The 25,943-nt window shown below is 41.8% G+C and carries 20 protein-coding genes and 1 riboswitch; all 20 genes read right to left on the minus strand.

The genetic code is table 11. The features are described from left to right. Window positions 1-177: 177 nt before the first annotated feature. Window positions 178-789 (minus strand): response regulator transcription factor, encoded by a 612-nt coding sequence (locus tag BN1938_RS08830; RefSeq protein WP_050640246.1) that lies wholly within the window; start codon window positions 787-789, stop codon window positions 178-180. Then, a complete protein-coding gene (locus BN1938_RS08835; RefSeq protein ID WP_050640247.1) occupies window positions 770-2,329 on the minus strand; it encodes a sensor histidine kinase in 1,560 nt (519 codons plus the stop codon). The genes BN1938_RS08830 and BN1938_RS08835 overlap by 20 nt, the downstream gene beginning before the upstream one ends. Window positions 2,330-2,588: 259 nt before the next feature. Then, a complete protein-coding gene (locus tag BN1938_RS08840) occupies window positions 2,589-4,598 on the minus strand; it encodes an FtsX-like permease family protein (RefSeq protein ID WP_050640248.1) in 2,010 nt (669 codons plus the stop codon). Then, on the minus strand, window positions 4,595-5,356 hold the full coding sequence (locus tag BN1938_RS08845; RefSeq protein WP_050640249.1) for an ABC transporter ATP-binding protein: 762 nt from the start codon (window positions 5,354-5,356) through the stop codon (window positions 4,595-4,597). Before BN1938_RS08845 ends, BN1938_RS08840 begins: the two co-directional genes overlap by 4 nt. Window positions 5,357-5,562: 206 nt before the next feature. Next, window positions 5,563-6,924 carry an ATP-binding protein gene (locus BN1938_RS08850; RefSeq protein WP_050640250.1) on the minus strand — a complete coding sequence of 454 codons (1,362 nt, stop codon included), beginning with the start codon at window positions 6,922-6,924 and terminating at the stop codon, window positions 5,563-5,565. A 183-nt stretch (window positions 6,925-7,107) separates the two neighbouring features. Then, window positions 7,108-7,749, minus strand: coding sequence for a DUF4318 domain-containing protein (locus BN1938_RS08855; protein WP_050640251.1), 642 nt, complete (start codon window positions 7,747-7,749; stop codon window positions 7,108-7,110). Continuing rightward, window positions 7,746-8,198: a LytTR family DNA-binding domain-containing protein gene (locus tag BN1938_RS08860; protein WP_050640252.1), complete on the minus strand. Its 453-nt coding sequence runs from the start codon at window positions 8,196-8,198 to the stop codon at window positions 7,746-7,748. The genes BN1938_RS08855 and BN1938_RS08860 overlap by 4 nt, the downstream gene beginning before the upstream one ends. A 207-nt stretch (window positions 8,199-8,405) precedes the next feature. Further along, window positions 8,406-9,032, minus strand: a complete 627-nt coding sequence (locus BN1938_RS08865) for an ECF transporter S component (RefSeq protein ID WP_050640253.1) — start codon at window positions 9,030-9,032, stop codon at window positions 8,406-8,408. Between the two features lie 132 nt (window positions 9,033-9,164). Further along, a riboswitch (FMN riboswitch) is annotated at window positions 9,165-9,291 on the minus strand. 195 nt (window positions 9,292-9,486) lie between these two features. Further along, window positions 9,487-10,722, minus strand: a complete 1,236-nt coding sequence (locus tag BN1938_RS08870; protein WP_050640254.1) for a site-specific integrase — start codon at window positions 10,720-10,722, stop codon at window positions 9,487-9,489. A 91-nt stretch (window positions 10,723-10,813) separates the two neighbouring features. Beyond that, window positions 10,814-11,014: an excisionase gene (locus BN1938_RS08875; RefSeq protein ID WP_009003757.1), complete on the minus strand. Its 201-nt coding sequence runs from the start codon at window positions 11,012-11,014 to the stop codon at window positions 10,814-10,816. A gap of 35 nt (window positions 11,015-11,049) precedes the next feature. Further along, complete coding sequence (locus BN1938_RS08880; protein WP_050640255.1) at window positions 11,050-11,418, minus strand: type II toxin-antitoxin system PemK/MazF family toxin; 369 nt, start codon at window positions 11,416-11,418, stop codon at window positions 11,050-11,052. Between the two features lie 487 nt (window positions 11,419-11,905). Continuing rightward, entirely contained in the window at window positions 11,906-12,757 is an 852-nt protein-coding gene (locus BN1938_RS08885) for an RNA polymerase sigma factor (protein ID WP_187376294.1), read from the minus strand. A gap of 426 nt (window positions 12,758-13,183) precedes the next feature. Beyond that, complete coding sequence (locus BN1938_RS08890) at window positions 13,184-15,544, minus strand: alpha-L-fucosidase (protein WP_050640257.1); 2,361 nt, start codon at window positions 15,542-15,544, stop codon at window positions 13,184-13,186. Further along, complete coding sequence (locus tag BN1938_RS08895; protein WP_050640258.1) at window positions 15,526-16,182, minus strand: hypothetical protein; 657 nt, start codon at window positions 16,180-16,182, stop codon at window positions 15,526-15,528. Before BN1938_RS08895 ends, BN1938_RS08890 begins: the two co-directional genes overlap by 19 nt. A gap of 243 nt (window positions 16,183-16,425) precedes the next feature. Continuing rightward, a complete protein-coding gene (locus BN1938_RS08900; RefSeq protein ID WP_050640259.1) occupies window positions 16,426-16,728 on the minus strand; it encodes a hypothetical protein in 303 nt (100 codons plus the stop codon). 113 nt (window positions 16,729-16,841) lie between these two features. Then, window positions 16,842-19,511, minus strand: coding sequence for a glycosyl hydrolase (locus BN1938_RS08905; protein WP_050640260.1), 2,670 nt, complete (start codon window positions 19,509-19,511; stop codon window positions 16,842-16,844). Window positions 19,512-19,557: 46 nt separating this feature from the next. Then, a complete protein-coding gene (locus BN1938_RS08910) occupies window positions 19,558-20,382 on the minus strand; it encodes a rhodanese-like domain-containing protein (RefSeq protein WP_050640261.1) in 825 nt (274 codons plus the stop codon). After that, window positions 20,379-23,024, minus strand: a complete 2,646-nt coding sequence (locus tag BN1938_RS08915; protein WP_050640262.1) for a glycoside hydrolase family 3 C-terminal domain-containing protein — start codon at window positions 23,022-23,024, stop codon at window positions 20,379-20,381. Before BN1938_RS08915 ends, BN1938_RS08910 begins: the two co-directional genes overlap by 4 nt. Next, window positions 23,011-24,396 (minus strand): MFS transporter, encoded by a 1,386-nt coding sequence (locus BN1938_RS08920; protein ID WP_050640263.1) that lies wholly within the window; start codon window positions 24,394-24,396, stop codon window positions 23,011-23,013. Before BN1938_RS08920 ends, BN1938_RS08915 begins: the two co-directional genes overlap by 14 nt. A gap of 46 nt (window positions 24,397-24,442) precedes the next feature. Beyond that, the gene (locus BN1938_RS08925) at window positions 24,443-25,939 is read right to left on the minus strand and encodes a sulfatase (protein ID WP_050640264.1); all 1,497 of its coding nucleotides are present in this window, start codon (window positions 25,937-25,939) and stop codon (window positions 24,443-24,445) included. Window positions 25,940-25,943: the final 4 nt, after the last annotated feature.

Here is a 25,943-nt window from a genome sequence, read left to right on the forward strand (position 1 = left end):
ATAAGACAATCTAAATGCCTTGCTGGTTCGGTGAGAATGATTTTTCGAGAGTGCAGACGCAAAAACGTAGGCGTAGTGGGGCTACGCTGAGGCTTTTGCGTCTGTGCTCTCGGAAAATCAGGCCAGCGAAACAGTAAGGTATTTAGATTGTCTTATACTAGTACATCGAAAAATAAGTCAACAGATCGGCGGTATATAGCCCAGCTGAATTGCCTTAGTGACTGCTTCCACAACAGAGGAGACCTCAAGCTTTTCAAAAATATGCTGTAAATGATTCGAAAGAGTTCTCTCACTGATAAACAACTCATCTGCAGCACATTTTCGTTTCTTTCCGCTGCTCATAATCTGCAGAATTTTCCGCTCCATACCTGTTAAATCCTCGATGATCAGGTCGCCTCTTTCCTCCGGAAAACAGGAAGCCCCGTTAAAAACACGGATTAAGGACGCGATCAAATCATCCGGACTAATATTTTTATTCAGAAATCCGCTTATTCCGTTCTTTTTCGCCTCATGCCTGTACACAGGCAGGTCGTACCCCGTTAGTATCACTATTTTTACCCCGGGATTTGCTCTTCTCAGATCTACTGCAGTCTCCAGACCATCCGTATCGCTAAGGGCGCCGAGATTGATGTCCATCAGGACGATATCAATATTCCGATCCCGGACGATCCTATCCAGCCCCTTAATATCCTGGGTCGAATAAAAATGTTCGATCTCCTTATACTCATCTAATGCAACAGAAAGGCTTTTTGCAAATAATAAATGATCATCAACTAATAAAATATTGATAAGACCCCTCTCCTTTCATCGGAATTCTGATGTGTATGCAGACACCCTGGGGGGCGCTGTCTAAAATCTCCATCGTACCATCCATATTATTAACCTGCTCTGCGGCAGAGACGATCCCTTTATGTTTTTCTTTGTCTGCAGAAATTAATAAGTCTGCATGCGCGGTTCCATTATCGCTGATCCAAAGCTCAATCACACTATTTTCCTGTATAAGTGTTATCCAGGCCCGGTTCCCGTCCGAGTGCTTGTAGACATTGGTCAGCAGTTCTTTCAGCAGCCGATAGATCAGTAAATGATAAGGCTCCACCAGAAATAAGGCATCGGAGCACTCAAAGGATACCGCTATATTCCGCTGTGGAAAGGTCTGAGAAACGTCTTCTATCAGATTTTGATAATTCTCTTTCGCGGTCAGAGTTTTCAGTATAACGGGATGATAATCCTGCATTTGCTCACGTATATGGATATTCAGCTTATCGAGCGTTTCGATGATAAGATCCCGTACTTCGGGACGGTGAGCCTTTGTCGTCATATTTTTTACAGAAAGCAGATCCTGCAGCACATCGTCATGGAGAAAATTCGCAAACTCTGTTTTCAGCAGTTCTTCTTGCCGCAGCTGACGAAGAGCAGCATTGTATTTGCTCGCCTTGACCATCTTACTTTCATCTTGCTTCAAATTCCTTTCCAAAATGATATTACACATATATAGAATTACAAACAAAACATTCACTGCGATCATCAGCTCTTCATACTCCCAGCCTGCAGAGAGAGTGATCAGAACAAGCAAAGACAGTGACACACCAAGAATCTCCAAAGCCTGTATTCCGCTAAATATGGTAGAAATCGGATAACTGTTATGCTCCTTTCGTATAATCCCGTGGACACTTATAAAAAATAGAAGCATGGGCAGATATATTCCGAAGTTTGAGATATGGTTTTTTATTTCTAATGTCGTAAAGAAATAAATCAAAAAAGATACCCCAATAATTGCAACAGAAAACAGAATACATTTCCATTCGCTTTTTAACACAAAAACAGTCCGTTTCCAATGAACGATGATGATAAACAAGCAGCTGAACCAGCTTGCCAAAAACTGCAGCCCATACAAACCGGCATATATCCTGTCCGGCATGCAGATTCCGGCCAGCGAACCGATGCAGGTTGCAAGCAGTATCACATTGACCGGCTTTCGGAAGCGGTAACCGTTTCCCTGAAACAGAAACATCAGGAAAAATTTAACGGAAACGTAACATATAATAGGGCTTAAGGCGTTGAAAACAAAGCTCTCTGCCAGATCTTCTTCAAAGGAAAGAAGTACATACCAGCCGTCCAGGGCAAGCAGCCCGCAGAAGAGTGAGACGACTTTATTTTCTTTCATATTACAGGCACTGATATAAGTAATATCAATCATCAGCAGCGAGGCGAACAGTAGCGGTATCCTGCTCTCCAGCCCCGTCTGTCTCTCGTTCAAATGCCAGCTCATATAGAGGATAAGCAAAATATAGTTTACCAAAAATATCCGCTGCAATACCGTATTCTTCATCTTTACCCTCCTTCGTTTTTTTCATTATAGCATGGCCCCCGCCATTTATCCGAAATTATTTGTTACTGTTCAGACCGTGCCGTGCACCAGTTGCACGGCATCGGAGCCGATGACGTGATGGTCTCGGGGCATCTGGTCTCCGCTCCGCTTCGGTCCGTGCTTAACATGCGCCACTGGCGCATAGCACCCCTCGCCGTAGGCGACTTTAAATGGGCAGATGCCGTTACTGTGCACACCCGTAAGGTGTGCACAGTAACAATTATTTGAAACAGACTAACCTGAAGCAGGTACGGACAGTAACAAGGTAATAAATTAAATAAATAAGTGCTGTCACTGCCACGGCAATTACAACCGGAACAAATTGAATCAGGGTGTTCCCGAGCAGATTCTGCATTAAACCTGTCTTATACACAGCTGTGGCAAAGATACAGTCTAACAGGCCAAGGCCAAATGGAATGCTGAAAAAAGCCAGCACCTGTTTTCTGATGATCCTTTTTATGCGTTTGTCTGTATACCCCATTTTAATCAGGATATCATAGTCAGATTTTGTTTCGGCAACAGCAGAAATATTGTTGAAATATAAGATACTTCCGGCTGCGATAAAAAACAGAATCACAAGAAAACCAATCAGAAGAAACGTGGAGCTGTTCAAGGAAAACAGTTCGTTTATCCTATGCGAGTGACCCTGTAAATAGGGACTTTGGCCAAGTATACTGCTGATTTCTCCGTACAGCGCTTCGTTATCTTCTATCGCCTTCCCATTCAAACTTATCACTTTTTCCATTGGTGCATCAGACGATCTGATCCGGTCATATATTTCGTCGCTCACAATCAAAGTGCCAATACTATTTGCGAACGACAATGGATTATCAAGTGTTACCTTTTTTACTGTCAGAGGTACCTCATCCCCGCCTATTATTAACGGATAACGTTTCCCGGTTTCCGGTCTGTCCTCTCCGGAAGGCTGATACTTAACTAAAATACACTCCTCATCCGTCAGCCCGGGCAATGAATCGATCACATTCTCCCGGCCCTGTGCGCGCAGCAATGTTACATAATCTGTAAATGAGATACATTCAAAGCCTGGCTCCCGTACAATCTTTTCATTTTGCGCATCCCCTTGAGCAGATCCCACACCATATTCCACGGGAAGCACGGAAGCAGAAGAAGCCGCCTTATAGATCTCTGTCTGCGTAAATGTAACCGTTTCGTCCGGTGCATACCTGCTGACAATCCGCTTAACCGTGTCCAGCTGAGTCTCATCTTCCATCCGGAATTCAATTTCCGATGGAGCAATTCGGGATACTGCGGCGATCGGATAGTATACCGTCAGCGCCATAACGCTCGATACCGTTAAAACAGCCGCAGAAAGTAATGTCAGCAGAATCAAGGTTTTCGCGTTAGAACGGATACGGTAAATAAAGTTTGGTATCGTAATGATTCTGGTTTCTGTGTAAAACGCCAGTTTCTTCCCCTTACGTTTTTTCATTACATAAGGCAGAAAGGATGAAATAAAAAATATAGTCCCGATAACAACAAGCATTGCAGTCAGCATACCAACCGGATAAAAACCGATAGAAATCCAGACGGACTTTTGGCCTCTGATAATATCCAGCGCCAGCCCATAGCCTGCTATTATCATTACAATTCCAACCAAAGCAGGCAGACGTCGGCATCTCAGATTTTTTTCCGCTTTCTTTTCAAAACGTATCATATCCATAAGAGACGCCTTAAAAAGAAACCTGACATTGGATGCCGTCAAAACGCAAACAACCAGCACGACAAAGCAGGCCGTTTTCATAATAGCATTTACATTAAAAAACGGTATCTGTGAACTATCCACCGAAAGTTTCAAAAGTGCAGTAATTCCCTTTACGATCCCCTTATGCGCGGCTGCTCCTAATATAATTCCTGCCAAATAAGCGCCGCAGCTTATGAAAATATTTTCAAAAGTCAGCAGACATAATATCGAAGACTTCCGATACCCCAGCAGTGCGTAAATACCAAGCTCCTTTATACGGCGTTTGAGAAAAAAGCGATTCGAATAAGCCATATAAAACACCACAAATACCATTATAAATATAGAAATCGTATTGCACATGGACTCCACACGCCCGTCCGCAGATATTTTATCAAGCATGACCTGATTCATTGAAAACGAAGTAAATGCGAAGAATACTGTAATCACCAGGGACACGGAAAATAAATAGAGCGCATAATACGAAACATTTTTTGTCAGGTTTTTATATGCTGCAGCTAAAGTATTCATGCCTTTTCCCCCTGTCTTTTTGTATCGAGCTTAGCGGTTTCCGCGGAAATAGAATCGTAGAACTCCTGCCTGCTGCCGCGTTTGAACAGTTCTCTGATGATACAGCCGTCTTTAAATATCAATATACGGCTGGCGAAGCTTGCAGCGTAAGTATCATGGGTCACCATGAGTATTGTAGTATGCAGTTCCCGGTTCGCTTCCTGCAAAGCATGCAGCAATTCCGCAGCCGAATTAGAATCCAGTGCCCCCGTGGGCTCATCAGCAAATAAGATCTCCGGCTGTTTCACAATCGCCCTTGCCGCCGACGCCCGCTGCCGCTGTCCGCCGGACAGTTCACCCGGATATTTATTTAGTTGCGATGTTATTCCAAATCTCCCGGCCAGGTTCCGCACCATATTCTCGATTTGTTCCGGAGGCAGTTTCATGAGAGTAAGGGGAACAGATATATTTTCCCGAATGGTAAGACTGTCCAGCAGAAAATATTCCTGAAATATAAATCCCAGATTGTCCCTTCGAAAATCAGCAGCGCTTGTGTTTGTCAGTTTCTTTAAGTTAACGCCTTTGATCCAGATATCCCCGCTTGTGGGCGTATCTATGGTGGAAAGGACATTCAGCAGAGTGGTCTTCCCCGAACCAGAGGCGCCCATAATGCCGACAAACTCCCCTTTTTCTACGCGAAAGGATACTTTATTCAGGCTTGGGGACTGCGCCTTTTCATAGGTCTTCGTTACATCTTCAGCTACTAATAATGCAGTCATTGTGAAATCTCCTTTTTACTTTTAATGACTACATAGTACAGTCGCGGCAAAAAAAATGAATGAGTAAATCAGGCACATTTTGTGTGATCTGCTTATTTTATATGTAAAGAAAAAATAGAGTTCTTATTGGAATAATAGAAGGAACAGTGCCTGTTGAAGAAAAACAATTCTGAAATAAAAACAGGCCCTTTTCTAGAGCAAAGGGGTCAGACCCCTTTGCTCTCCAGATCCACTCGTTTCAGATAATCTTTTAAAAGAAATGCACAAAAGTATGGAAAAGTATAAATTCCATCGCTATATCCGATATTCCCCGCTGTAAACTTAATCCCACATACAATATCCGAATATCGTTCACTGCTAATCAGGGTCCGAAGGGATTTTGCGGTTCCACGCGTTGCCTTCACTTCAACCGGAAGCAGCGATTCTCTGGTTCTCACAAAAAAGTCCTCTTCCAGCGTGGAATCTTCCTTTTTGTAGTAGTAAAGAGAATATCCACATTTGGTAAGCGCTTCACCTACGATATTTTCGTACAAAGCGCCTTTGTAAACGCCAAGGTTTTTATTGGCCCGCAGGTCTTCCTGTGCTTCTTCATCCAGCATAGCCACGAACAATCCCGTATCAAAAAAATAAATCTTGTACTTCGTATTATCGCAATTTCCCCGAAGTGGAAGCTCTGGAAAATTCAGGCAATAACATATATTAATAATGCCTGCATCTCTCAGCCATTCAATGCAGCCTCGGTAATCCTTGAACCGGGCGCCTTTTGCAACCTTAGAAATCTGAAATTTTTTGTTATCCTTTGCCAGCTGAATTGGAATCTGTTCAAATACATTAAGAATCCTGGTCTGATCCATCCCATCGGCATATTTACGGATATCTTCCTTGTAGTCCTCCAGAAGCTGCCGTTGAATATCCAGCGTTCCTTCAAAAGTTCCATTCTGGATATACTCTCGCACAACCGCTGGCATCCCGCCCAGTATACAATAATCCAAAAACAAATCACCATATACCCTCATCAATGTTTCTGGGAAAGGCAGTTCTTCCTCCATGTGCCACAGTATTTCCTCAATTGCTGTCCTGTCATATCCCTTAGCCCACAAAAACTCCTCGAAATCCATAGAGTGCATATTGTAATCCGTTTTATATCCAACGCTGTTGCTTTCAATACGTTTATAGGAAATCCCCAACAGGGATCCACTGCAGATCACATCAAAACGACCGTCAATTTTGAAAAACTTTAGGGCAGTAGCTATCTCCGGATATTCCTGAAGCTCATCAAAAAATATAAGCGTCTCCCCTGGCACAAATCGCTTGGATGGATCCATGCGTGATATATTCCGGATAATCTCTTCGGGTTTATAACCATTCTCTGTAATGAACTTGTATTTGGGCTCTTCAACAAAGTTGATATAAATGACGCTCTGATAAATATCCATTGCAAAGTGCAGTATGGATTCTGTTTTCCCTACTTGTCTCGATCCTTTAACAATTAACGGTTTCCGATTCGGATCCTTTTTCCACGAAAGTAAATAGCTGTCTATCTTACGCTTCAAATATACCTCATCCATGAATATCACTCCTCTCTCTTTTTATATTGTACAAAAAATGAGGGAGTTATTCAAGTTTAACCGCAAAAAAATGAGGGAGTTTTGGTAATTCACCCACAAAACTCGTTTTCTCTTTCCTCCCGCCGATACGGCCCATTCAACCATAAAAACAGGCCCTTTTCTAAGGCCTGTCTTTTTCTGTGTTTATTCTTTCCTGAATTTCAGGGCATACATGGGGCCAAACTGTGAGTAAAAGAAATCCAGTGTGACCTCGTATTTTTCCCCATCCATCAGAATAATTGCCGGTTTTTCCCTCTGCAGAAATTCCAGCCTGATCTTATTTTTCCTGCAATACTCTTCTATTTCTCTGCAAAAAGCCTCCGTCCCTTTCGGGCATTCATCCAGATCAACGACCAGGTATCTACCTTTGACAGATCTCCCGTTCAGCTCTTTCGCAATTTTCAGTACAGAGCGGTAATCCAGTATCCAGCAGACCAGAACCACTGCCGCATTCACCAGAATAATGTGCCGCCAGGACTCCGACACTATAAAGGACAGCAATACAAAGCCGACAGCGATCAAATCAATCCAGTACACCGCTGCTGCCCCTTTAAACCAACTACTGACCCTTCCCCTCTCCGGCAGGTAATGCAGCCAAACCAGCAGATTGCCGATCACCAGATATCCTGCCAGGGCTGCCGGAATAAATGGCAGTATCCTGCCCACCTCGTTCATATCTCTTCTAAGGCTCAAAAACAGCGCGGTACTCGCAAAAAGAAGCAGCCCCAAAAAGCATCCCTGATAAATCTTCTCTCTTGTCTCTTCAGATATCCTGTTTTCTTTCATAACAATCCCTCCTTAATCTTGACTCTGAGCCCTTTTAAATATTTCCTCGAAATATAAGTAACGTCGCCATTTGCAAATTCTGCAATCATAATTCCGCCGGCTGACGGCTTATAAACCTCCACTTTCGCCATATTCAGAAGCACCGATTTGGACGCCCTGACAAATTCCGGCGGAAGCAGTCCCTCCAGCTCATAAAGACGCTTCCTCGTAGAATAAATATCCTCTCTGGTATGGATATACTGTACCTCCTGCATGGATTCAATGTAGTAAATATCTCTGCACTTAATCTGGTAAATCTTATCGTCCTTGCTGCAGGTTAATATCAGAAACTTATATCTTTCCTGTTCAATAAACTGAGCCAGCCTTTTCGTATTCTCATTTTCCTCATGCACGCGGATCCTGGCAGATTCTTCCGTCTCTATCCCTACCTTTTCGATCTCCACCTTCATATCCGTTTCCTCCTGCCTTAAATTGAATTGTTTTCTTTTCTGTATTTATCTTATCCAAAATAAAAAAGAAAGTCTACTGAAATCCGGTCAGTGGTTATTTTGGGCAGGTAAAAGGCTGCCATCCGGGGACTTGAATCCCCGAATGGCAGCCGCATCTTATTTTATCCTTTTGTTAATATAAAAATATTTTACTTGCCGAACTCCTTATTACCGCATCCGAAAGATCGGGCTGATCTTTTTATAAATCAATAGTACGATCAGGGATACCAGCACACCCTTTAAAAGGTTGAACGGCGCCACAGCAAACATGACGAATGTGGAAAGTCCTGTAATGCTTGCATTAATGGCAGATCCCATCTCTACCAATGCATCAATCGGCATCCCGAATGCAGTTGCATATGCCGGAAGAAGGATAAAGGCGTTCAGTACGCACCCGATAGCCGTCATGAAAATAGTTCCGACAGCCAATCCGATGAGGGCGCCTGATCTGGAGCGTTTTCTCTTATAAATGATTCCTGCCGGTACACATAGCGCACATCCGATCAAAAAGTTTGCCGCTTCTCCGACACCAGCTGTGATAGTTCCGTTAATCACCAGGTTCAGCAGGATCTTTACAAGCTCAATCACGGCTCCTGCCAGCGGCCCCATAACAAAACATCCTACCAGTACCGGAACCTCACTGAAATCAATCTGATAAAATGCGGGCGCAAATGGAAGCGGGATTTCAAACAGCATCAATACCGTTGCAATGGCGGATAACATTCCGATCTGTGCGATTGTGCGGATTCCAATTTTAGATTGTGACTTTTGTACTACATTACTTTCTGTGTTCATAGTCGTTTCTCTCCTTTAATTATACAAATGATTTGAATTGAAAAGAAAGAAAATCTTCTTGGAGATCGTGTCTCAGACATAATAAAAACCCCGGATGATAATTCCGGGGTTAAGATTACGCTTTTACGGCATCAATTTCTTCTCTCATCCAGACTTTACTGTCGGTACTGGAATTACACCAGTTCAACCGCTGTCAATATGGCAGTGGGTCGCGGACTATACCGCCGGTTGGGAATTGCACCCGACCCCGAAGAATTCATTCTATTCTATAGGTTATTATAACCCATTATATGTGGTTATGCAAGCAGTTTTTTTGGTCAATATTACCAGAAATTTCACGTAAATCTTTGTATCTCGTTATAAGTAATCTTCGAAATGTCGTAAATTTGTCGTAAACGTTGCTGTAAGCTCTGCCACAAAAGCTATTAAAAATTTGGATTTATATCTGCAGAAATCAGATTACAGCCCTCTGTTTTTCATCTTCCATTGGTTTTTTATTTAGTTTTTTCATCTGCTGGCGGATACGTTCCGGGTTCACTGAGTCGTAAACCTTTAAGATCATTTTTACATTTTTGTGGCCCATGATATATTTCATTGTGCTTGGATCAACCTCTGCTTCGGCCATCACAGTGCAGCCTGTATGCCGGAAAATATGATTTGAAATTGTGGGAAAATCTTTGCCGGTCTTTTCCTTGTACCTATCTACTATTTTATATAATGCTTTATTGATGTTTGTTGGATACATCGGCCCCCCTCTTTGGTTTACAAATACAAAGTTTGAATATCCATCCACTTCACGTTTTGAAGGATTTTTCAATGATTTTTCCCGCAGCTTTTGAAATGCCCGGTATACCTCATCTGTCATTGGTATGATTCTCTTTTTGTTTTTATCAGTTCCCTTCGTGATGTAAAACTGAGTCTTTCCATTCTTCTTACGATATAGCAGCCCATGATCAATGACCACCTCCCGCCTTTTCATATTCACATCGGACCAGGTTAATCCCACAAGTTCACTGACCCTGCATGAAAGCCCCTGCATCACAGTAAATATCAGATAATATTTTTCAGCATCCCGAAACATTTTAATGATTTCATTATAAAAGATATCTCGTTCTTCCGGGGTCATTGCTTCCCGCGGCTCTGAACTTGAATAATCTTTGCAGCAGCCATCTGCCGGATTTCTTCCAAGAATGTTGTCATCTACCAGCATTTCCAATGCAGGATGGATAATTTTATGGACAATCTGAATTGTCCCATCCTCATAGCCTTCCCTGCTTAACTTGTTGTAAAAGGCTTTTATATCTGATTTCACAAGATCAATTGCCTTCGTCCTTCCCAATGGGGAATCAGCAATATCCTTTTTAAAATAATATCTATAATTTTCGTAGGTTGATGGTGCAAACTTTCGAATCTCCAAATATTTTCGAACTGCATTCGCCAACGTTATCTGAGCTCCACTGATACTGGTATGCTCCCTCAAATACTTTTCGATCTCTTCTTCCTTTTCCCGAAGAGAAATATCAGGTGTTTTATAAGGCGGCATCCGATCTGTAGGAACTAATTTCCAACTATAGACAGAACGTCTTTCCCCTGATGAATCGTTATACTTATACTCATATTTTCCATCTTTTCTTTGGGTCTCACCTCCCCGTAAAATCCGCCCTTTATTATCTGTTCTTTTCCCAGACATTTTCAGCGCCCCTTTCCTTACTTAAGGAAGAGTCTTGCTATGACTCTTAAAACATAGCATAACAAGACCCCGATTTCAATTCTGTCCACGTTTAAATGGAATAGCAGCCGGCAAGATATTCATCCAGTAACTTCCTCTTAATAAGGCGCTTTGTACCAACCCACAATACAAACTTGCAATCCTCTGAGGCAGTCATATTTTTCAGAGTGTTTACTCCGATTCCAAAATATGCTGCCGCCTCTTCTAATGTAAGATTTGATTTTTCCCAAATTGGGATCTCCTTTTTATTCATTGTTGTTTCCTCAAACTTCTGTTATTTCGTTTTTGCTATCTGGAAGAATAAAGCTTGTCTAAAGCAATGCTTATAGCCAGGCATTTGTCTACATCTAACATATCGCGCTCATTTAAGTGACCGGCAAATTCATGCAGCCTACCCTTATCGACTGTACGGATCTGCTCCAGAAGAACCAGTGAATCATCTTCTAATCTGCCATTTGCTTTAATGAGATGATGTGTGGGCATCTTAGCTTTCGTGTCAATCCTGCCGGAAAGTGCTGCTACTATAACAGTCGGACTGTAAAAGTTTCCTATATTGTTCTGTATGATAAGAGCAGGGCGTAAACCGCCCTGCTCCGATCCTACCACTGGCTCTAAATCTACATAGTATAAATCACCTCTGTATATTCTCCCTGCCATGTTGATCCTCCTAATTTGAATTCATAGCATGCCTCTTTTGTCCCCGACACCCTGGCATATAGGAAATCATCAAACGGCTGGCTGCTGACCGGCTCCACGGGATGCCTTGCCTCCCCAACCAGGTTCTCTGGCTGCCGCCCTCATTGCCTGGGACGCTCTGAACGCACGGGCTGTGACTGGACGGGAGTATCATTATGCCTATTGCCTGTCATCGCCTTGCCGGGCGCAATCCGACAACTATCACGAAATGTTTCCCGCTTATGCAGCCAAGAAGCACAGGCTGTCATATAGGTTGATTCTGTTCTCTGTGTCCTGCATGTCATGGCGCATTCGTGAAAGTAGCTGCTGCTCATCACAGCGGCAATAGGAATGTATCTGATGAATGGGTATTCGGTTATCAAAGTGCAGCCCATTCAGCAGTGCAATCTGGAATGGGGAGAAAAAAGCCTTCTCATCCTATTCCTCACTTAAAGCTCAAAAGTAAAGTCTAACTTTCAAACTTTTTTATTTTTTCTATGATTTTCTTTCTTGCCGCGTCTATGGAGTATTTCACGGCCATCTTTGAGCATCCCTCCTTTTGTGCAATTTGATCGTATGTATAATCCATTTCGTAGTAGAGTATAAAACGGGACCGTTGTGTATCTGGTAAGTTGGCAATTACTTCAAATAATAATTCATTTCTGAGCTTGTCCATTACTTTATTTTCCAGATCCATTTCTTCATAAATCGCTCGCTTTTGAAGCTGTACCTCCGTTAAATCCAGATGCTCTATATGTCTGTCAAAAATGTTTTCCTGGCTTTTCTGTCGTAAGTCTGAATTCTTATACACTTGGTAAATTGCTTCAGAAATTTCTATTTTGGCTGATCGTCTTCCTTCTGTGAGATAAATAATGTAATAGTGTATTTCTTTCTCTGATTTTTCGATAATTAATTCATACGGCTTGTCTTTACTGCCATACATATTCACTCCTCCAATCTGAATTTTTTCGAAATTCAAATTGGAGGGAGGCGGACGTTTATGATGTAACTGTGCTAAAATCTGATTAAAAATAGGTATAAAAAAAGAGCATATTTTCCTCTTCAGAAATATCCCCTTGTTTCTTATCAGAAAAAAACCTCTATTTAATTGTCGTTTTTTGTCGACTTCAAAGAGCAGGAAAGTGCTGTATCTAATGCTTAAATTGTTTAACTTAACAGCTGTAAGTGGATGATTTTTTTCTTTTTTTAAGTAGAAAAGTGAAAATTCTTCTCTTTCCGCTGTTACAGCCATTTCTGCACTACCTGTGGCAACATGTATTTCATTGACCGTACTACATCCATGTCCCTTAAACTGATTCATTATGAACACATTCATTGTGTCTTAACCATCCCTGAACAACTACGATCCATCTTTTTCCACTGCCTTACTTGATGAACTCCATTCAAGGCTTGGTGATTCCTTTAAAAAACAAAATCTGATATATACCAGCATTGTCAAAAGGGCTTTTGTATCTATGCCGGGCCAAATCTATACGTCCCAAAAAACTATCCTCAAATCTATTGGATGATACTTTGACAGACCTGCCATTGCCACCTTCAGTATTTATGACTATGATAGATAATCAGCCACTTCCATTACAACCGGCATGAAGATGATAAACTGTTCCGTACAAATATTTTTTGTAAAGGGGACTTGACTGCCCACAGACAGGTCTATAGACAATAACAAGGGACCATCCCAGCCAATGCGATGCTCCCTTGTTATCTGCTTTGCAGCTATCCCTTATTAGATTTTCTTTCTTCTAAAAGTAAGAACAAATACGATCGCCGTCATGGAAAAAATCAGGAATACTACTGCCACTGAAATTGGAGCAGCATCACCTGTTTTCACAACTGTATTTTGTTCATTATTTGCACCTGTACCACCATTGCCCGATGAACCAGCATGATTCTGACTTGGCTTGTCTATGCCAGGCTTATCCGAGGTCTGGTTATCCGGAGTCGGATTGTCCGGGATCGGATTATCCGGTTCTTGACTGCCGTCTTTCAGAAACATTACATAATCCGAAGCATGTGTCAATGTAACCCTTATATTTCCCTGTTCATCCGCCTTTACTGTGCTGATATGTTCCAGAGCTTCTGTTTTTGGATTATAATAATATATCTCTACTTCTTTACCTGCCATTTCAGCGCCCAGCGGGATAATCACATCTGCTGAAAACCCAAATTCACCTTCATATACTAATGTAAACTGCATATGCACACTGCCTTTTTCAGCTTCATCCAAGACAGCTTTTGGTATGTTTTCCGTATTTAGTATCACCTCAAGATTCAGGTCTTTCGGCGTTTCGATTTTTGTTCCGTTAACCTCCCAAATAACGCCATTACTAAGCACTATCTGCAGCGTCACATTTTTACCCTGTGCAGCAGCGAATACTTCTTTGTCTATCCCCGGCTCCTGATCAGTAATTGGTATTTCTACAATATCGCCATCCTCTGCCCGATTTATCTGGTCAATAATCTTTTCCGTCTTAGACGGCTCCCGTTCCGGAAACTTGCGGATTGTCAGTCCATATACTGCCATCGTTTTTGCATCTGTGTTTTTAAGGCTAATGCTATGGCTGCCTTCCCCAAGCTCATCACTTGTATAGAGAAGAACATCTCTCTGCACCTTTTCGTCTCTGCAGTCAATCACTGACGCCTGTTTTCCGTCAATTATAATTTCCATTTTGCCATAATCGGAAGCCTTGTTTCCCCATACTTCTACGACATCTCCTTCAAAGCTGTAGGACATGACAGCTCCGGCTTCTCTTGTTTCACGGCTGTCATTGCGGCTGGACATGACATTCCTAATCTTATCCTGTTTTGCCCAGTTTCCCTCTACGGACCAGTCGTCACTGATTCCGGGTACGTATGTGATAGTAACCGGATTTGCAGGCTTAACGCGTTCTACTTTAATTATGGTATCCAGTTCATGCCATTCTTCCCCTTCCGGAAGTATTATTTCATAACCGCTTTCTGCTTTTTCGAATGTAATCTTTGTTTTTGTTCCGTCATATTTTAAAAGTTCGGCCTTACCACCCAGCACACTCCGGTCCTCTGTATCTGGTATCTTGAGACTTTTTGAGTCCGCCGGCGGTGCTGTAATATGGAGATATACATATTTTCCGTCTTCTGACTCGGTAGATACACCCCAGCCTTCCTTTGCCAGCCAGGAGTTATTCTTTGTCGTATATGCCTGTCCGGCTTTTGTATTTTTAATAGATTCAGCAACCGGGGCTATGTACTGTTTGTTCATGGCCGTAAACTCTTCCAGAGTATTTCCTTCCCATATATTTCCGTTGGTCTGCTCTTCTGCAGTTCCCGGAAATACCCCCATAGAAAGCGCCACACCGCCCGATTTTGACAGTGAGGAAGCGCCGACCACATAAAGGAACAGATTTTCTTTCGTAACACGCAGATTATAATTCTTATTGACTGCCCACCAGTTCTTTCCTTGTGTAACAACCTGGGCCGCCTGATGTTCATATAAGGTCCATGTTCTCGCATCATCTTCCGTTGCTTCCGGATTATAATATGTGTCGCCAAAATTATATAATTCCTGACACCGGTAATCTAATGATGTCCACTCCGGGTACGGAGTTTTCTGCCTGTTTGTCCCAATATTGCCGACAAGCGCCAGCCCAGGATCGTAGGCCAGCAGGGCCGCCCTGTACTCGTCCTGGTTAATGACTCCATGAGTCGGTCCGGTTGTTCCTGCCGGTCCATGTATGAAATAACCGTCGAACCAGAATCCTTTTATCTTTCCGGCATAGCGCTGCGCCATCTCATCCGCAATTTCCAGCTGGAACTGGTTATACCGTTCATGGTCGCCGTCCGCTTCCTGTCCGCAGTCGTCCCATCCTGTGTTTTCCCTGTCCTCGCCGCTCCAGTAGAGTCCGTCCAATTCACAAAGGTAAAGATGCAGGTCAATATCATATGGTTTTAATGCCTGATACAGCTCCTCTATTACATCTACATCATCCGTATATGTTTTAACGCCTTTAGCCGTTCTCCGGTCATCTCTCCAACGTTTCATCGTCTTGCTCCGATACAAATTGCGCTGCTGGGAATGCGCTACAGTAAAGATCACATATTCGAATCCCATATCATGAACATCCGATGCAAACTGCGCGGCATCAAACCCCTCTGCCAAAACGTCAATGTCATGAACCGTCGTCCCATTTGTGTCCCTAGTAATCCAGCCACATAATGTGCAAACAAGCCGTATTTTTCACCTTCAAAATGAGCTCTTGCCGCCTTTGCCTCTTCTTCTGACACGACCGGATCCGTATATTCAGAAGACAATGGCACGCTAAGAGTCCTTGTCCGTGTGTTCTCCGGCTTTTGTTTCTCTATCAGGCTGAATGTCACATCAATATCAATTTCTCCGTCTTCACTGGACGGACGTCTTACAATATTCCCATCATTCCCTATATACCCCTCCGGGCTGGTTGAGAGTATTTGAATTACATATTTGTCGGGGATGCTCGGAAATGTAATCTGTGATGCATCCCGAAGCGGTTTATAAATAATGGATGTACGCTTTACTATCTTTTCGAACTCAATATCTCCCATGTCTTTGAGTTTTCCCTTTACACTCACATTATCAAATTCCGCCTTTGTCCCCATGCTTATAAAACCGAAATATCCTCCGGTATAATCTGCAGCATCCCAGGTAAGCGCAGACTTGACGTTCAGATATACTTGGATCTGCCCCTTATCTGCAAAATAGGCGACCTTCACATGTACTTCTTTTCCGGTATCAACTCCCTCGGGTATTGGTACAGTTTTATAAACATTATCCTTACAGTACTGGATTACGCTTTTCCTGACGTTTATATAATAGCAGCTGCTGTCATAAGCGCCGGCAGTCAGCCTTCCTGCTGAATTGAACTGAATTCCCGCTGCTCCATTCGCAAAAGAGCGGATATCGAATTCATGCTCGGCATCGCCTTCTATAAAATACTTTTCATCCGCTGCCGCTATCTACATTGTCTTCCCGTCAGATACCCTCAGCCAGCCATCTATAATCTCCGGCTCATTCTGAAGCTGCTTCCACTGGGACAAATCCCCTGAGAAGTCATCTGAAAATATGGCTTCTGATTTGATATCATCCTTCTTCGTACCTGTTACGCAAAAATTTTTCACTTCTGATTTTGGGTTCTTTCCCATAGTGACCAGACCAAAATATCCATAAGTCTGCTTTGTATCCGTAACTGCTATTAACGCTTGTGCACGGTTATTGAAAGAAATCTCTATGCTCCCATTCTCCAGATAGTTCACTTCCACATGATTGAAGTCATTCGACTTAAAATCATTGATTTCGCCAGTTCCTATTGTGGTTTTCCTGGTACTGTCAGATACCAGGAAATCAAAAAGGAGTATTTTAACATCTCCTTTTTTTATTTCTTTTCCGCGTAAATCAATCGCAGTTCTCCATTAATACCCGATGGACATATTGGCTTCTTTTCTCCTAATCCCATATACATCCGAATCGGATCTGGTATTTTTGCCATCTGCCGTTCTAAGGTGGTTGCCACTTCAATCACAATTTGATTTTTTCCATTTATCAGCAAATCCGTCAGGTTATATTGAAATGGCGGCACAATCTGAATACCAGCAGTTTGATTATTAACAAATACTTCCACACCTTCATATGCATCGGTAATTTCCAAAATTGTTTGCTGTGCACTTTCTTTCCTATCGTAAATCTTTTGATATCGGACGAAGCCTGAAAAATCCGGCAGTTCCGCTGCCAGATTATCCGGCAAGGTTACTTTCTTTGGTTGTTCAAAAGCAGGATATTGGATGCTGGTGCAAACACTTCTCACCCAGTCATCATTCCATTCTTCTACGGTTCCAGAGAGTGTTTCCAAGGGTAATTTCCGCTCTTCTGCCTCATCAAAAACAACGAGCAAACTTTGATTGGGTTCTATTTTTACATTGATCTGGGTTTGCCCATTTACATCCTTACCAGCAAGTGTTTCCACCCGGTTCCCCCATGCATTATAACTGTAAAATGGTTCACTCTTTGGTATGATTATGTCACCTATATAAGCTTTGGTTCCTTCGTTGGTAAAGAAGTAAATATCATTTTCCTGCTTATAATGGTAATATCTCACTCGGTTGTTGGCTGGTGAAATTAAAATCTCCGGCACTTTAGCCGCGATTAGACGGCAAACCAGTTCATCTAATGACACCACTTCACATTCATTAATATCTGCTATATCTCCATCATAATTGCAAATGCTTTCCGGTAAAGAATCAATAAAATAAACAATGCATCCATTTTTTCTTAATGTTGCTAGTGCTTTTGCTGTTTCACTTGTAATGAACTGCCCTTTTGGTATAATCAGCGCCTGATATTCTTGCTTACCAACGGCAAGAACCTTTGAAAGCCTTGTCTGATACTTTGTTGTCTCTACAAAAACATCGGCCGGAATAATATCATAGTCAATCTGGTGATCATATAATTCCATTGCGGGTTTTTGTAAAAACATATTTTTTCCAGTCCAATCTGCTTCGGCATTATACAGGATTGCCACTGGTGCAATATGACGTCCATCATTTAAGAGGTAGCACATACGATTCATATACTGCATCAATGCACCAAAATGACGATATTGTGGATTATGACCCTGAGCATAGAAATGTGGTGGGCAGTCTGGATCAGGAAACTCTTTTGGGCTGAACGCATGAGGAACAAAATGATTGATTCCACGCACCAAAAAATGATCAGTCAGATACTTCTCCAAACGAACACCTTCTTCCCAGCCGTAATTTCCAAATATCTCACACATGCTTCTACCCTTTTTCAGGGGATCAATGGCTGCTGCAGATGCTCCTAGTTTACCGAGAACATAATGATAAAACTCCCCGTCCCGGACATCTCCCATCGCTGCCCTTCCAATTTGCTCGCCCTGCGGCAGCACTTGCCCACCAATATTATCAATCCCCGCCATATCCTGACCAGAAAGACCACGAAAAAAATGTCCCAGACTGCTGCCTGTGCGGGTATGCTGGTGATTATCCTCTATTATATGACCAATATATTGCACACCATGATCGCGACACCAATTGCCCAATTGCATGGAAAAGTCTCTTTCCACTGTCCTTGTTACGATATCCATATAATCGAAGCGAACCTTAGCTTTTAACATATCACAAAAATCTTCTTCCCATATTAGTGGCAGTAACTTTGTGAAATCTCCCCTCCACCGCTGTTTCAATTCCTCCTGAACTTCACGGCTCCACGCCTGATCCTCTAACTCACTAATTTTCTTTCCAGTTTCGTAAAGATGCCCATTTCCAAGTTCTGGTTCATCCGAAAAAAAACCAGCAATTGTCGTTCCAAAGTCTTTGGCATAACGCTCATAATGAGGTTCATACACCGTATCAATTAAAATCCGGCAGGATGCTTTATCCAGCATATTAATGTAATCTCTATGTGGTCCACGGTTTCTGGTCAGATAGCAAATATAGATCCGCCATTGTCCTTCCGGTACTCGAAAGGACAATGTTCCATCTGTCACCAGTGGCAATATATCTATCAAATCGTTTTTCCCGTCTCCATTAACCTTTACCGCTGTCAGACTTAACAATTCATCATCATTAAATTGACGAATGTTTTTTCCCTGCATCAGATGTTGTTCCATCATATTTGGCTGCCAAGGTGGCACTTCTTGATACGCTACCAGCGAAAGTATCATGATTTCTCCACTCTTTGGACACTCGACTGTCTGATATACCAGACTCTGTCGACATAGTACTGCCTCTTTCTTTTCCATCGCCCCATTGGCATATCCGGTCGGGAAATGGCTATCGTCCAAAATCCACACCTTCATTCCGCGCTTTCTGGCCTCATCCAGAATAATATCCATATCTCGCCACCAGCCCGCTCCAACAAAGTCCGGGTGTGGACGACTCTCCACACATACAGCACCAATATGGCAATTATCAATCACTTTCATGTACTCTCGTAATGTCTTTTCCTCTTCTCCATGCTGCCAAAAAAAGGGGAATATATAATTTTCACCTTTGTTTTCTAATAAATTTACTATTTTCTGGTTCATATCCGTTCCTTTCACTCACTTAATTCGAGTAATGCCTTACTTATGTTTAAAAAGCTATATCAATAGAAAAGGGGTCTTTGGCAGAAGTATCAAAAAATCTTACTCCCCCTAACGAATATGACTGATGGTAGCCCTTTCGCCTAGCATATTTTGCCGCTTGGTCTGCCTGCACACCATAGTTGCAGAGGAATGCTATGAAACTCTCTTTGTGCTGTGTGTCCAACACCTCATCTATATCATCTAAATCTGTTTCCCGTAGATCGACCAGAATACCACCTTCTTTTATCTTTTGCCTGGCATAATCTGGTGAAACCCGTATTTGGACAGCGCTTTCCCATTCAATTGCAAGCTCCTTTCCGGAAGAAGTAGTAATAAGAATATCACTATTGTCTTTTGAAAAACGCCCGCTTGTGATTTTTTCATCCGATACTCTATACAGCTTTGCGCATTTTGGGCAATCAGGTATTGTCAGCAATTCTCCGTTCTCACAAATCATAAAGAGCTGTTTTATCTTCTGATCATAAATTATGTCCACAATCATTCCGGAAGCTCTTTGATAGCCGATTAGCGAGTTTCCGCACAAGAGATTTACGCTTTCCCACACCCCTCCCAGCAATGAACGAAAAACATAAGGTAAACCGTCCTCTCCCGTACCCGCTGCCACAAAATCTTGCTCCGTCGCACCGATTGCTGTAAATTTACATACTGGATAAAAATTCTTGTATATTGTGTTAAAATCAATTGGTTTCCATTCTTTATTTAAAGGTTCGGAGTCTGTAGACATCCACAGACTCCCATGCTCATCAAGACCAATATAAGATAACTCTAGCCCTTTATCTATTATTTTTTTACATACTGACTTTACGATCATCTTAACCTCTTTAACATCTGTTCCTTACATTTCACTACAAATGGTACTGTTTTACTTATACTGTTTTCTTTGTAAAAAACATTTATTTGTACAGATGCACATCCTCCTGTTTTTGCAGTAACATTGCCGTCATCATCGACTTCAAGTACATTTATATTTGAGCTTTCGTACTTTATCCTATACTCTTCATAATTCAACTTGGTCGTATCAGCAAGCGTGGCAGTAACCGTAAGCTGTGCTGATTCACCCGCTTTCAGAATAGTACGATTGCTGATTGCATATACAGCAGTCAATGGTGCCTCCCATTCCCCACTGATATTCACAATTTTGCTGCAAACAATGTCCGCACTGCTTCGTCCAATTTCAATCCGATAATTTCCTGGCTCTACAATCATTTTCTTTTTTAAGTAACTCCAGAATGTAATTTCACAAACCGGAACCTTTAGTACAATTGTCTTTGTTTCCTGCGGCTCCAAAAAGACTTTTTCAAATCCTTTCAACTGTCGATATGGCTTATTATCTACCGTGCCCTCTGGAATCTCTTTCGCGACATAAAGCTGTATGATTTCCGCTCCTGCATAGTTTCCTACATTTTTAATATCAACCTGTACCTCTAATGTATCATTTGCGTCTAAATTTATCTGACCGATACGCATATTTTCATATGCAAATGAGGTATAAGAGAGACCATGCCCAAACGGAAACTGAGGTTTACCCTCAAAGTACATGTAAGTTCTTGATTTGGAATCCAACGTATCATTTTTTCGTATCCCATAATCGTTAATGTGAGGTAGCTCACTTTCATCCTTATACCATGTAGCCGTCAGTTTAGCATTTGGGTTTACATTGCCGAAAATTACATTTGCAATTGCAGTTCCCTGAGCTTCTCCAGCAAAATGAGCATTTAGTATTGTATGTGCTTTCTCAAGGAACGCCCCTTTCACCGACCCTAGGGCTGTGATGACAACTACAGTATTATTATTTACCTCCAGCAATTTCTGGATTTTCTCATCTTGTTCATAGGGTAGCTCCAGCGTTTCACGGTCACGCTCCTCGGAAGCCGTTGTTCCATCTGTTCCCGCAATAACGATTACATAATCAACTTTCTTTGCCATCTTCACTGCACGCTCAAACAACATGGCATTATCAGCTTGGTAATCTGTATCTTCCGGCTTATGACGTTCTGGCGACATAAAGGCAGTACCAATAGCCTCAAAATCAATATCTGGTCCCAATATATCACCGATTCCAGCCAACATAGCTTCTGAATTATCATCGTCACCCATCACATTAATTTCCGCACCTGGCAGGAGTTCCAATGCATCTCCTTTGAACTCTCTACCGCTACACCATCCCTTTTCATAAAGGACTTCTACATCTGTATCTTTTACCGCGGTTTTGATACCTTCCAAGGCCATAATATTAACTGTGGTTTCAACTACCTTACTAATGCTTCCCGCACTGTAACCCCCTAGTTCACGATAAATCGCATTCGGTCCCACCACAAGAATTTTTTTGATGCCTTCTTTCTTAAGTGGAAGCATATTCTTATCATTTTTCAAAAGGACTATAGTGTCATTCGCCATATCCACAGAAAGTTCCGCATTTTTTGTCGAACAGATTGCTTCCTTTCCAATAACGGAGTAAGGAACCTGCTCCTTCACATCAAATAAGCCCAAGCGAAATCGACTGCTGAAGATACGAATCAATGCTCGGTTCAGAACATCCTCTGTGATTAACCCCTCATGCACTGCCTGCAGTAGATTATACTTATGTTCCGTACCGCAGCTCATGTCGGTGCCAGCCTGAAGTGTCATCGCTGATGCCTCTTTTAGATTCTTGGCGAAACAATGTCCTGAAATATTTTGCCCACTCGCATTTGATGAATTTCCACCATACACATCAGCTACCGCGCCACAATCAGAAACCACAAATCCGTCAAATCCCCATTCTTCACGCAGCAGCGTGGTCAGCAGCATAGCATTGCAAGAGGCAGGGATTCCATTGATACGATTATAGGAAGTCATAATACTTTCTGCCTTCCCTTCCTTAATTGCATATTCAAATGCTTTGGTATAATATTCTCTTAAAGTTGCCTCATCCACATTAGATGAACCGCAATGTCGATTATTTTCAGAACTGTTCAATGCGTAATGCTTAGGAGTAGCAATTACCTTTACATATTTTTCATCATCTCCTTGCAGCCCTTGAATATAGCTAGCAGCTAATTTGCCTGCAAGGTAAGGATCCTCTCCAAAGTTTTCATCACTTCGGCCATTGCGCGGATCTCTGGCCATATTAATTGTCGGACACCACATATGTAATTCATCGCCATCTATATTATGATAAGCACGGCATTCGTCGGAAATTGCTTCTGTCACTCTTTTTATTTTTTCTCTATCCCATGACTGACTCATAGCCAGGCAAACCGGAAAGCTGGTCACATCCATAGGGCGGTACTTAAAAGGCCCAAAGAATCCATGTGATGCTTCACTCCAGTAATTGTAGAAGGGAATGCCCAACCGTGGAATTGCAGCCCCTAAATTTCCTACCTGACTAATTTTCTCCTCCAGAGTCATATGTGCCACTAAATCAGTCGCACGTTCTTCAAAGCTGTACAATGAATCTTTATATATTTCCATTTTCTTTCTCCTCATGATTTAAGTTTTTTTTTGCCACTTCCTTATCAAGCGGGTTAAAAGCAATGCAGCAAAAAATAACGATTACTGTCATTGCAGCCGGAATCAGACTGTAGCACAGGCGAATCATTAAAATCGCGCTGTCAGGCTGCACTGCTGCTGTGCCATCATAAGAGGCTGCACTAAGTAAGATTCCCATCATAAATAGAGCAAACGCATTTCCCAATTTTTCAAGAAAATTGAGAACAGAAGCCATCGTCGCTTCCATGCGCTTCATACCATGCATCGTATTATACTCCGCGATGGACATGATGATTGGAGATTTTAGGTAAGAACCCGGCAGCGTTGATATACCACATAGAACAGACCCCAAAATCAGTAATGCCATATTCTTCCCTGCAAAAAAATTCAGAACATATCCCACAATACCAATTACCGCTGCCATACCAATTACATACATACCAGAAAATCTTCGTATCAGCATCGGAAAAAATACCATGACCACCAAAATAACTACTGAAAATATCTGTAAAATAGAATATGCGCCCAAGTTACCTACTACTCTTTGAAAGTAATAAGTTCCGGCTGACATGGCGCCAAGCATCTTTGGAATCATCAGTGCAATCCCGCACAGCCATAAATATTTATTTTTTCTGAGCAGTATAAATATTTCTTTTACCGACACTTTATCCTCACCCGTAGACGATTGGATATCCTCCGTTTCTACTTCTTTATCTTCTTTGACTATGAAAAAGCGAATAAGCCCAAGCGCAAGAAGCGGTATTGTATAAATCATCATAAAACTCCTCCAGCCACTTGCTGAACCACCTTGACTGGCAACCATCATTGGGAAAGTTACAGATACTACCATACATCCCAAAGTTATAATAATTCCACCTATTGAACTGACCTTTGTTACAGCTTCTTTTGAACCAAATGCCCGAATGATATATGTGGTCTCTGAGGCATTCAACAGGGTCTGAAATACTGAAAAAGTCAAGGTATACATAATGAAAATCCAAATCGCTTTTCCGGTAACACCCCATTGCTCGGGAACTGCAAACAATGCATATGTACAAATCCATAATCCAATAATGCAGAATTCATAAGGGCGTCCTTTTCCCCATTTTGTTTTTGTGTTATCCACAAGATAACCTGCTATCAAGTCTGTAACTCCATCAAAAATCTTACTGGCCATAAGCAGACTGCCTACTAATGCTGGCGACATTCCCAGAGTATCTGTGCAATATAAAGACAGATATCCTATAATAATTACCACTGCTCCTGCTGAAATGTTTCGTGTTGGCCATGCAAACAATTTGCTTATCGGTACTTTATTTGGATTTATTTTTTTTGTTCCTGCTGTTTTTTTCATTGTTTTCCAACCTTTCTGTTTTTATTTTCATCATGGTATTTTTAAATTACAATCCTAGTCTAATATATAGTTCTTCCGGCGCATCATTAATTTGCATGCACTCTCTAATGTAATCTTTCATTCGTTTCTCTATCTTCTCATCAGTTATCACTTCATTTTGCAATGTATCCTTATTCAAATCAAAAAGCAAATTTCCAAATTTGGAAGTATCACAAATATTATCCACTTTTAATATCTTCATAACCGGACATCCTTTTGTAAAATCAAATGGAGTAACCATCTCTGTATTTTGAAGTTCACCTGGCTGGAACATTTTAGACATATGGGACGGCATTAATGTATACTCATAAACTGGCACATCAGGATTCTCCGCTGCCCTCATATATACGTATCTACCATCGGTTATGTTAATCTGACTACCATGATATCCAAATACCGCATACTCTCTAATCGGTGTATCATCATTAATCACCTCAGCCAACGGCTTCCCTTGCATATCTTTGGGCCTTTCTACTCCAAAATATTCTAATAAGGTCGGTGCAAGATCAATGGTCTGCACAAGTGCATTACGCTTGATTCCTACTTTATCTTTACTTCTTGGGTCATAAATATAAAGTGGAATATGAGCCACCTCGTTATACGTAGGCATTATGTTCTTTGCCCACCATCCATGTTCACCAAGCAGATACCCATGATCTGTATTTACTATCAACATAGTATCTTCCCACATATTATACCGATCCATCGCATCCAATACTTTTCCGAGATAGCGATCACATTTGCTTACAAGTGCAGCATAATCATATCTTACATGTTCAATTGTCTTTTCATCCTCTGCTACTGGAGAATAAGGAGGCCAGTCAGAATCTATATCCGCATCACCTATAAAATGGTATGGATATAACTCTCTGTCTTGTGGAAGCGTAAAAAATGGTTCATGGGGATCAAATGTCTCAATTTGTAGAAACCAGTTATCTTCCGAATAATTACGATCAATAAATTCCAGTCCATGCCTAAATGTAACAGCCTGAGAAGTTTTTTCTTCCGAATCCATATATCTTCGATTTACTACATCATGTTCAAATTTCGCTTTAAACTCTGGCGATTGCAGCATATACTTCTTGTACTCAAAAACACTCTCTTTATCATACTTATATGATAAGTCTCCCTTCCAATTATCACCTTCCTGACCTCTAGTTATTTCCCAGGAAGAATAACGATTGTGATATGTCGCCCCGCCATCTTCCCAATAATGTCCATGATCGCTTACCAGATGTGTGTATATACCAAACTTTCTTAATATTTCAGGCATTGAATCATCAAACGGTTCCAATGGCCCCCAACTTCTGTGGAACACATTCAGTCTCCCGGTATGCAACTCTCTTCTTGCAGGCATACACGGCAGGCTTCCCACATAGCATTGTTCAAATTGGACACTCTTTTGGGCAAGTCTCTTAAAATTCGGAGTTTTAGTCCAGTTACACCCATATGATTCCAGCATCTTCAGATTCAAGGAATCATACATTACCATTATTGCTTTCATTTTT

The sequence above is a fragment of the Eubacterium sp. SB2 genome (assembly GCF_001244405.1).
Lineage (GTDB): Bacteria > Bacillota > Clostridia > Lachnospirales > Lachnospiraceae > Faecalicatena > Faecalicatena contortus_B.

Bases quoted from the DNA above. Each gene is read 5' to 3' on its own strand.
- BN1938_RS08835 (WP_050640247.1), bottom strand. From the start codon at position 2,329: ATGAAGAATACGGTATTGCAGCGGATATTTTTGGTAAACTATATTTTG.
- BN1938_RS08840 (WP_050640248.1), bottom strand. From the start codon at position 4,598: ATGAATACTTTAGCTGCAGCATATAAAAACCTGACAAAAAATGTTTCG.
- BN1938_RS08845 (WP_050640249.1), bottom strand. From the start codon at position 5,356: ATGACTGCATTATTAGTAGCTGAAGATGTAACGAAGACCTATGAAAAG.
- BN1938_RS08850 (WP_050640250.1), bottom strand. From the start codon at position 6,924: ATGGATGAGGTATATTTGAAGCGTAAGATAGACAGCTATTTACTTTCG.
- BN1938_RS08855 (WP_050640251.1), bottom strand. From the start codon at position 7,749: ATGAAAGAAAACAGGATATCTGAAGAGACAAGAGAGAAGATTTATCAG.
- BN1938_RS08860 (WP_050640252.1), bottom strand. From the start codon at position 8,198: ATGAAGGTGGAGATCGAAAAGGTAGGGATAGAGACGGAAGAATCTGCC.
- BN1938_RS08865 (WP_050640253.1), bottom strand. From the start codon at position 9,032: ATGAACACAGAAAGTAATGTAGTACAAAAGTCACAATCTAAAATTGGA.
- BN1938_RS08870 (WP_050640254.1), bottom strand. From the start codon at position 10,722: ATGTCTGGGAAAAGAACAGATAATAAAGGGCGGATTTTACGGGGAGGT.
- BN1938_RS08875 (WP_009003757.1), bottom strand. From the start codon at position 11,014: ATGAATAAAAAGGAGATCCCAATTTGGGAAAAATCAAATCTTACATTA.
- BN1938_RS08880 (WP_050640255.1), bottom strand. From the start codon at position 11,418: ATGGCAGGGAGAATATACAGAGGTGATTTATACTATGTAGATTTAGAG.
- BN1938_RS08885 (WP_187376294.1), bottom strand. From the start codon at position 12,757: ATGAATCAGTTTAAGGGACATGGATGTAGTACGGTCAATGAAATACAT.
- BN1938_RS08890 (WP_050640257.1), bottom strand. From the start codon at position 15,544: ATGGGATTCGAATATGTGATCTTTACTGTAGCGCATTCCCAGCAGCGC.
- BN1938_RS08905 (WP_050640260.1), bottom strand. From the start codon at position 19,511: ATGAACCAGAAAATAGTAAATTTATTAGAAAACAAAGGTGAAAATTAT.
- BN1938_RS08910 (WP_050640261.1), bottom strand. From the start codon at position 20,382: ATGATCGTAAAGTCAGTATGTAAAAAAATAATAGATAAAGGGCTAGAG.
- BN1938_RS08915 (WP_050640262.1), bottom strand. From the start codon at position 23,024: ATGGAAATATATAAAGATTCATTGTACAGCTTTGAAGAACGTGCGACT.
- BN1938_RS08920 (WP_050640263.1), bottom strand. From the start codon at position 24,396: ATGAAAAAAACAGCAGGAACAAAAAAAATAAATCCAAATAAAGTACCG.
- BN1938_RS08925 (WP_050640264.1), bottom strand. From the start codon at position 25,939: ATGAAAGCAATAATGGTAATGTATGATTCCTTGAATCTGAAGATGCTG.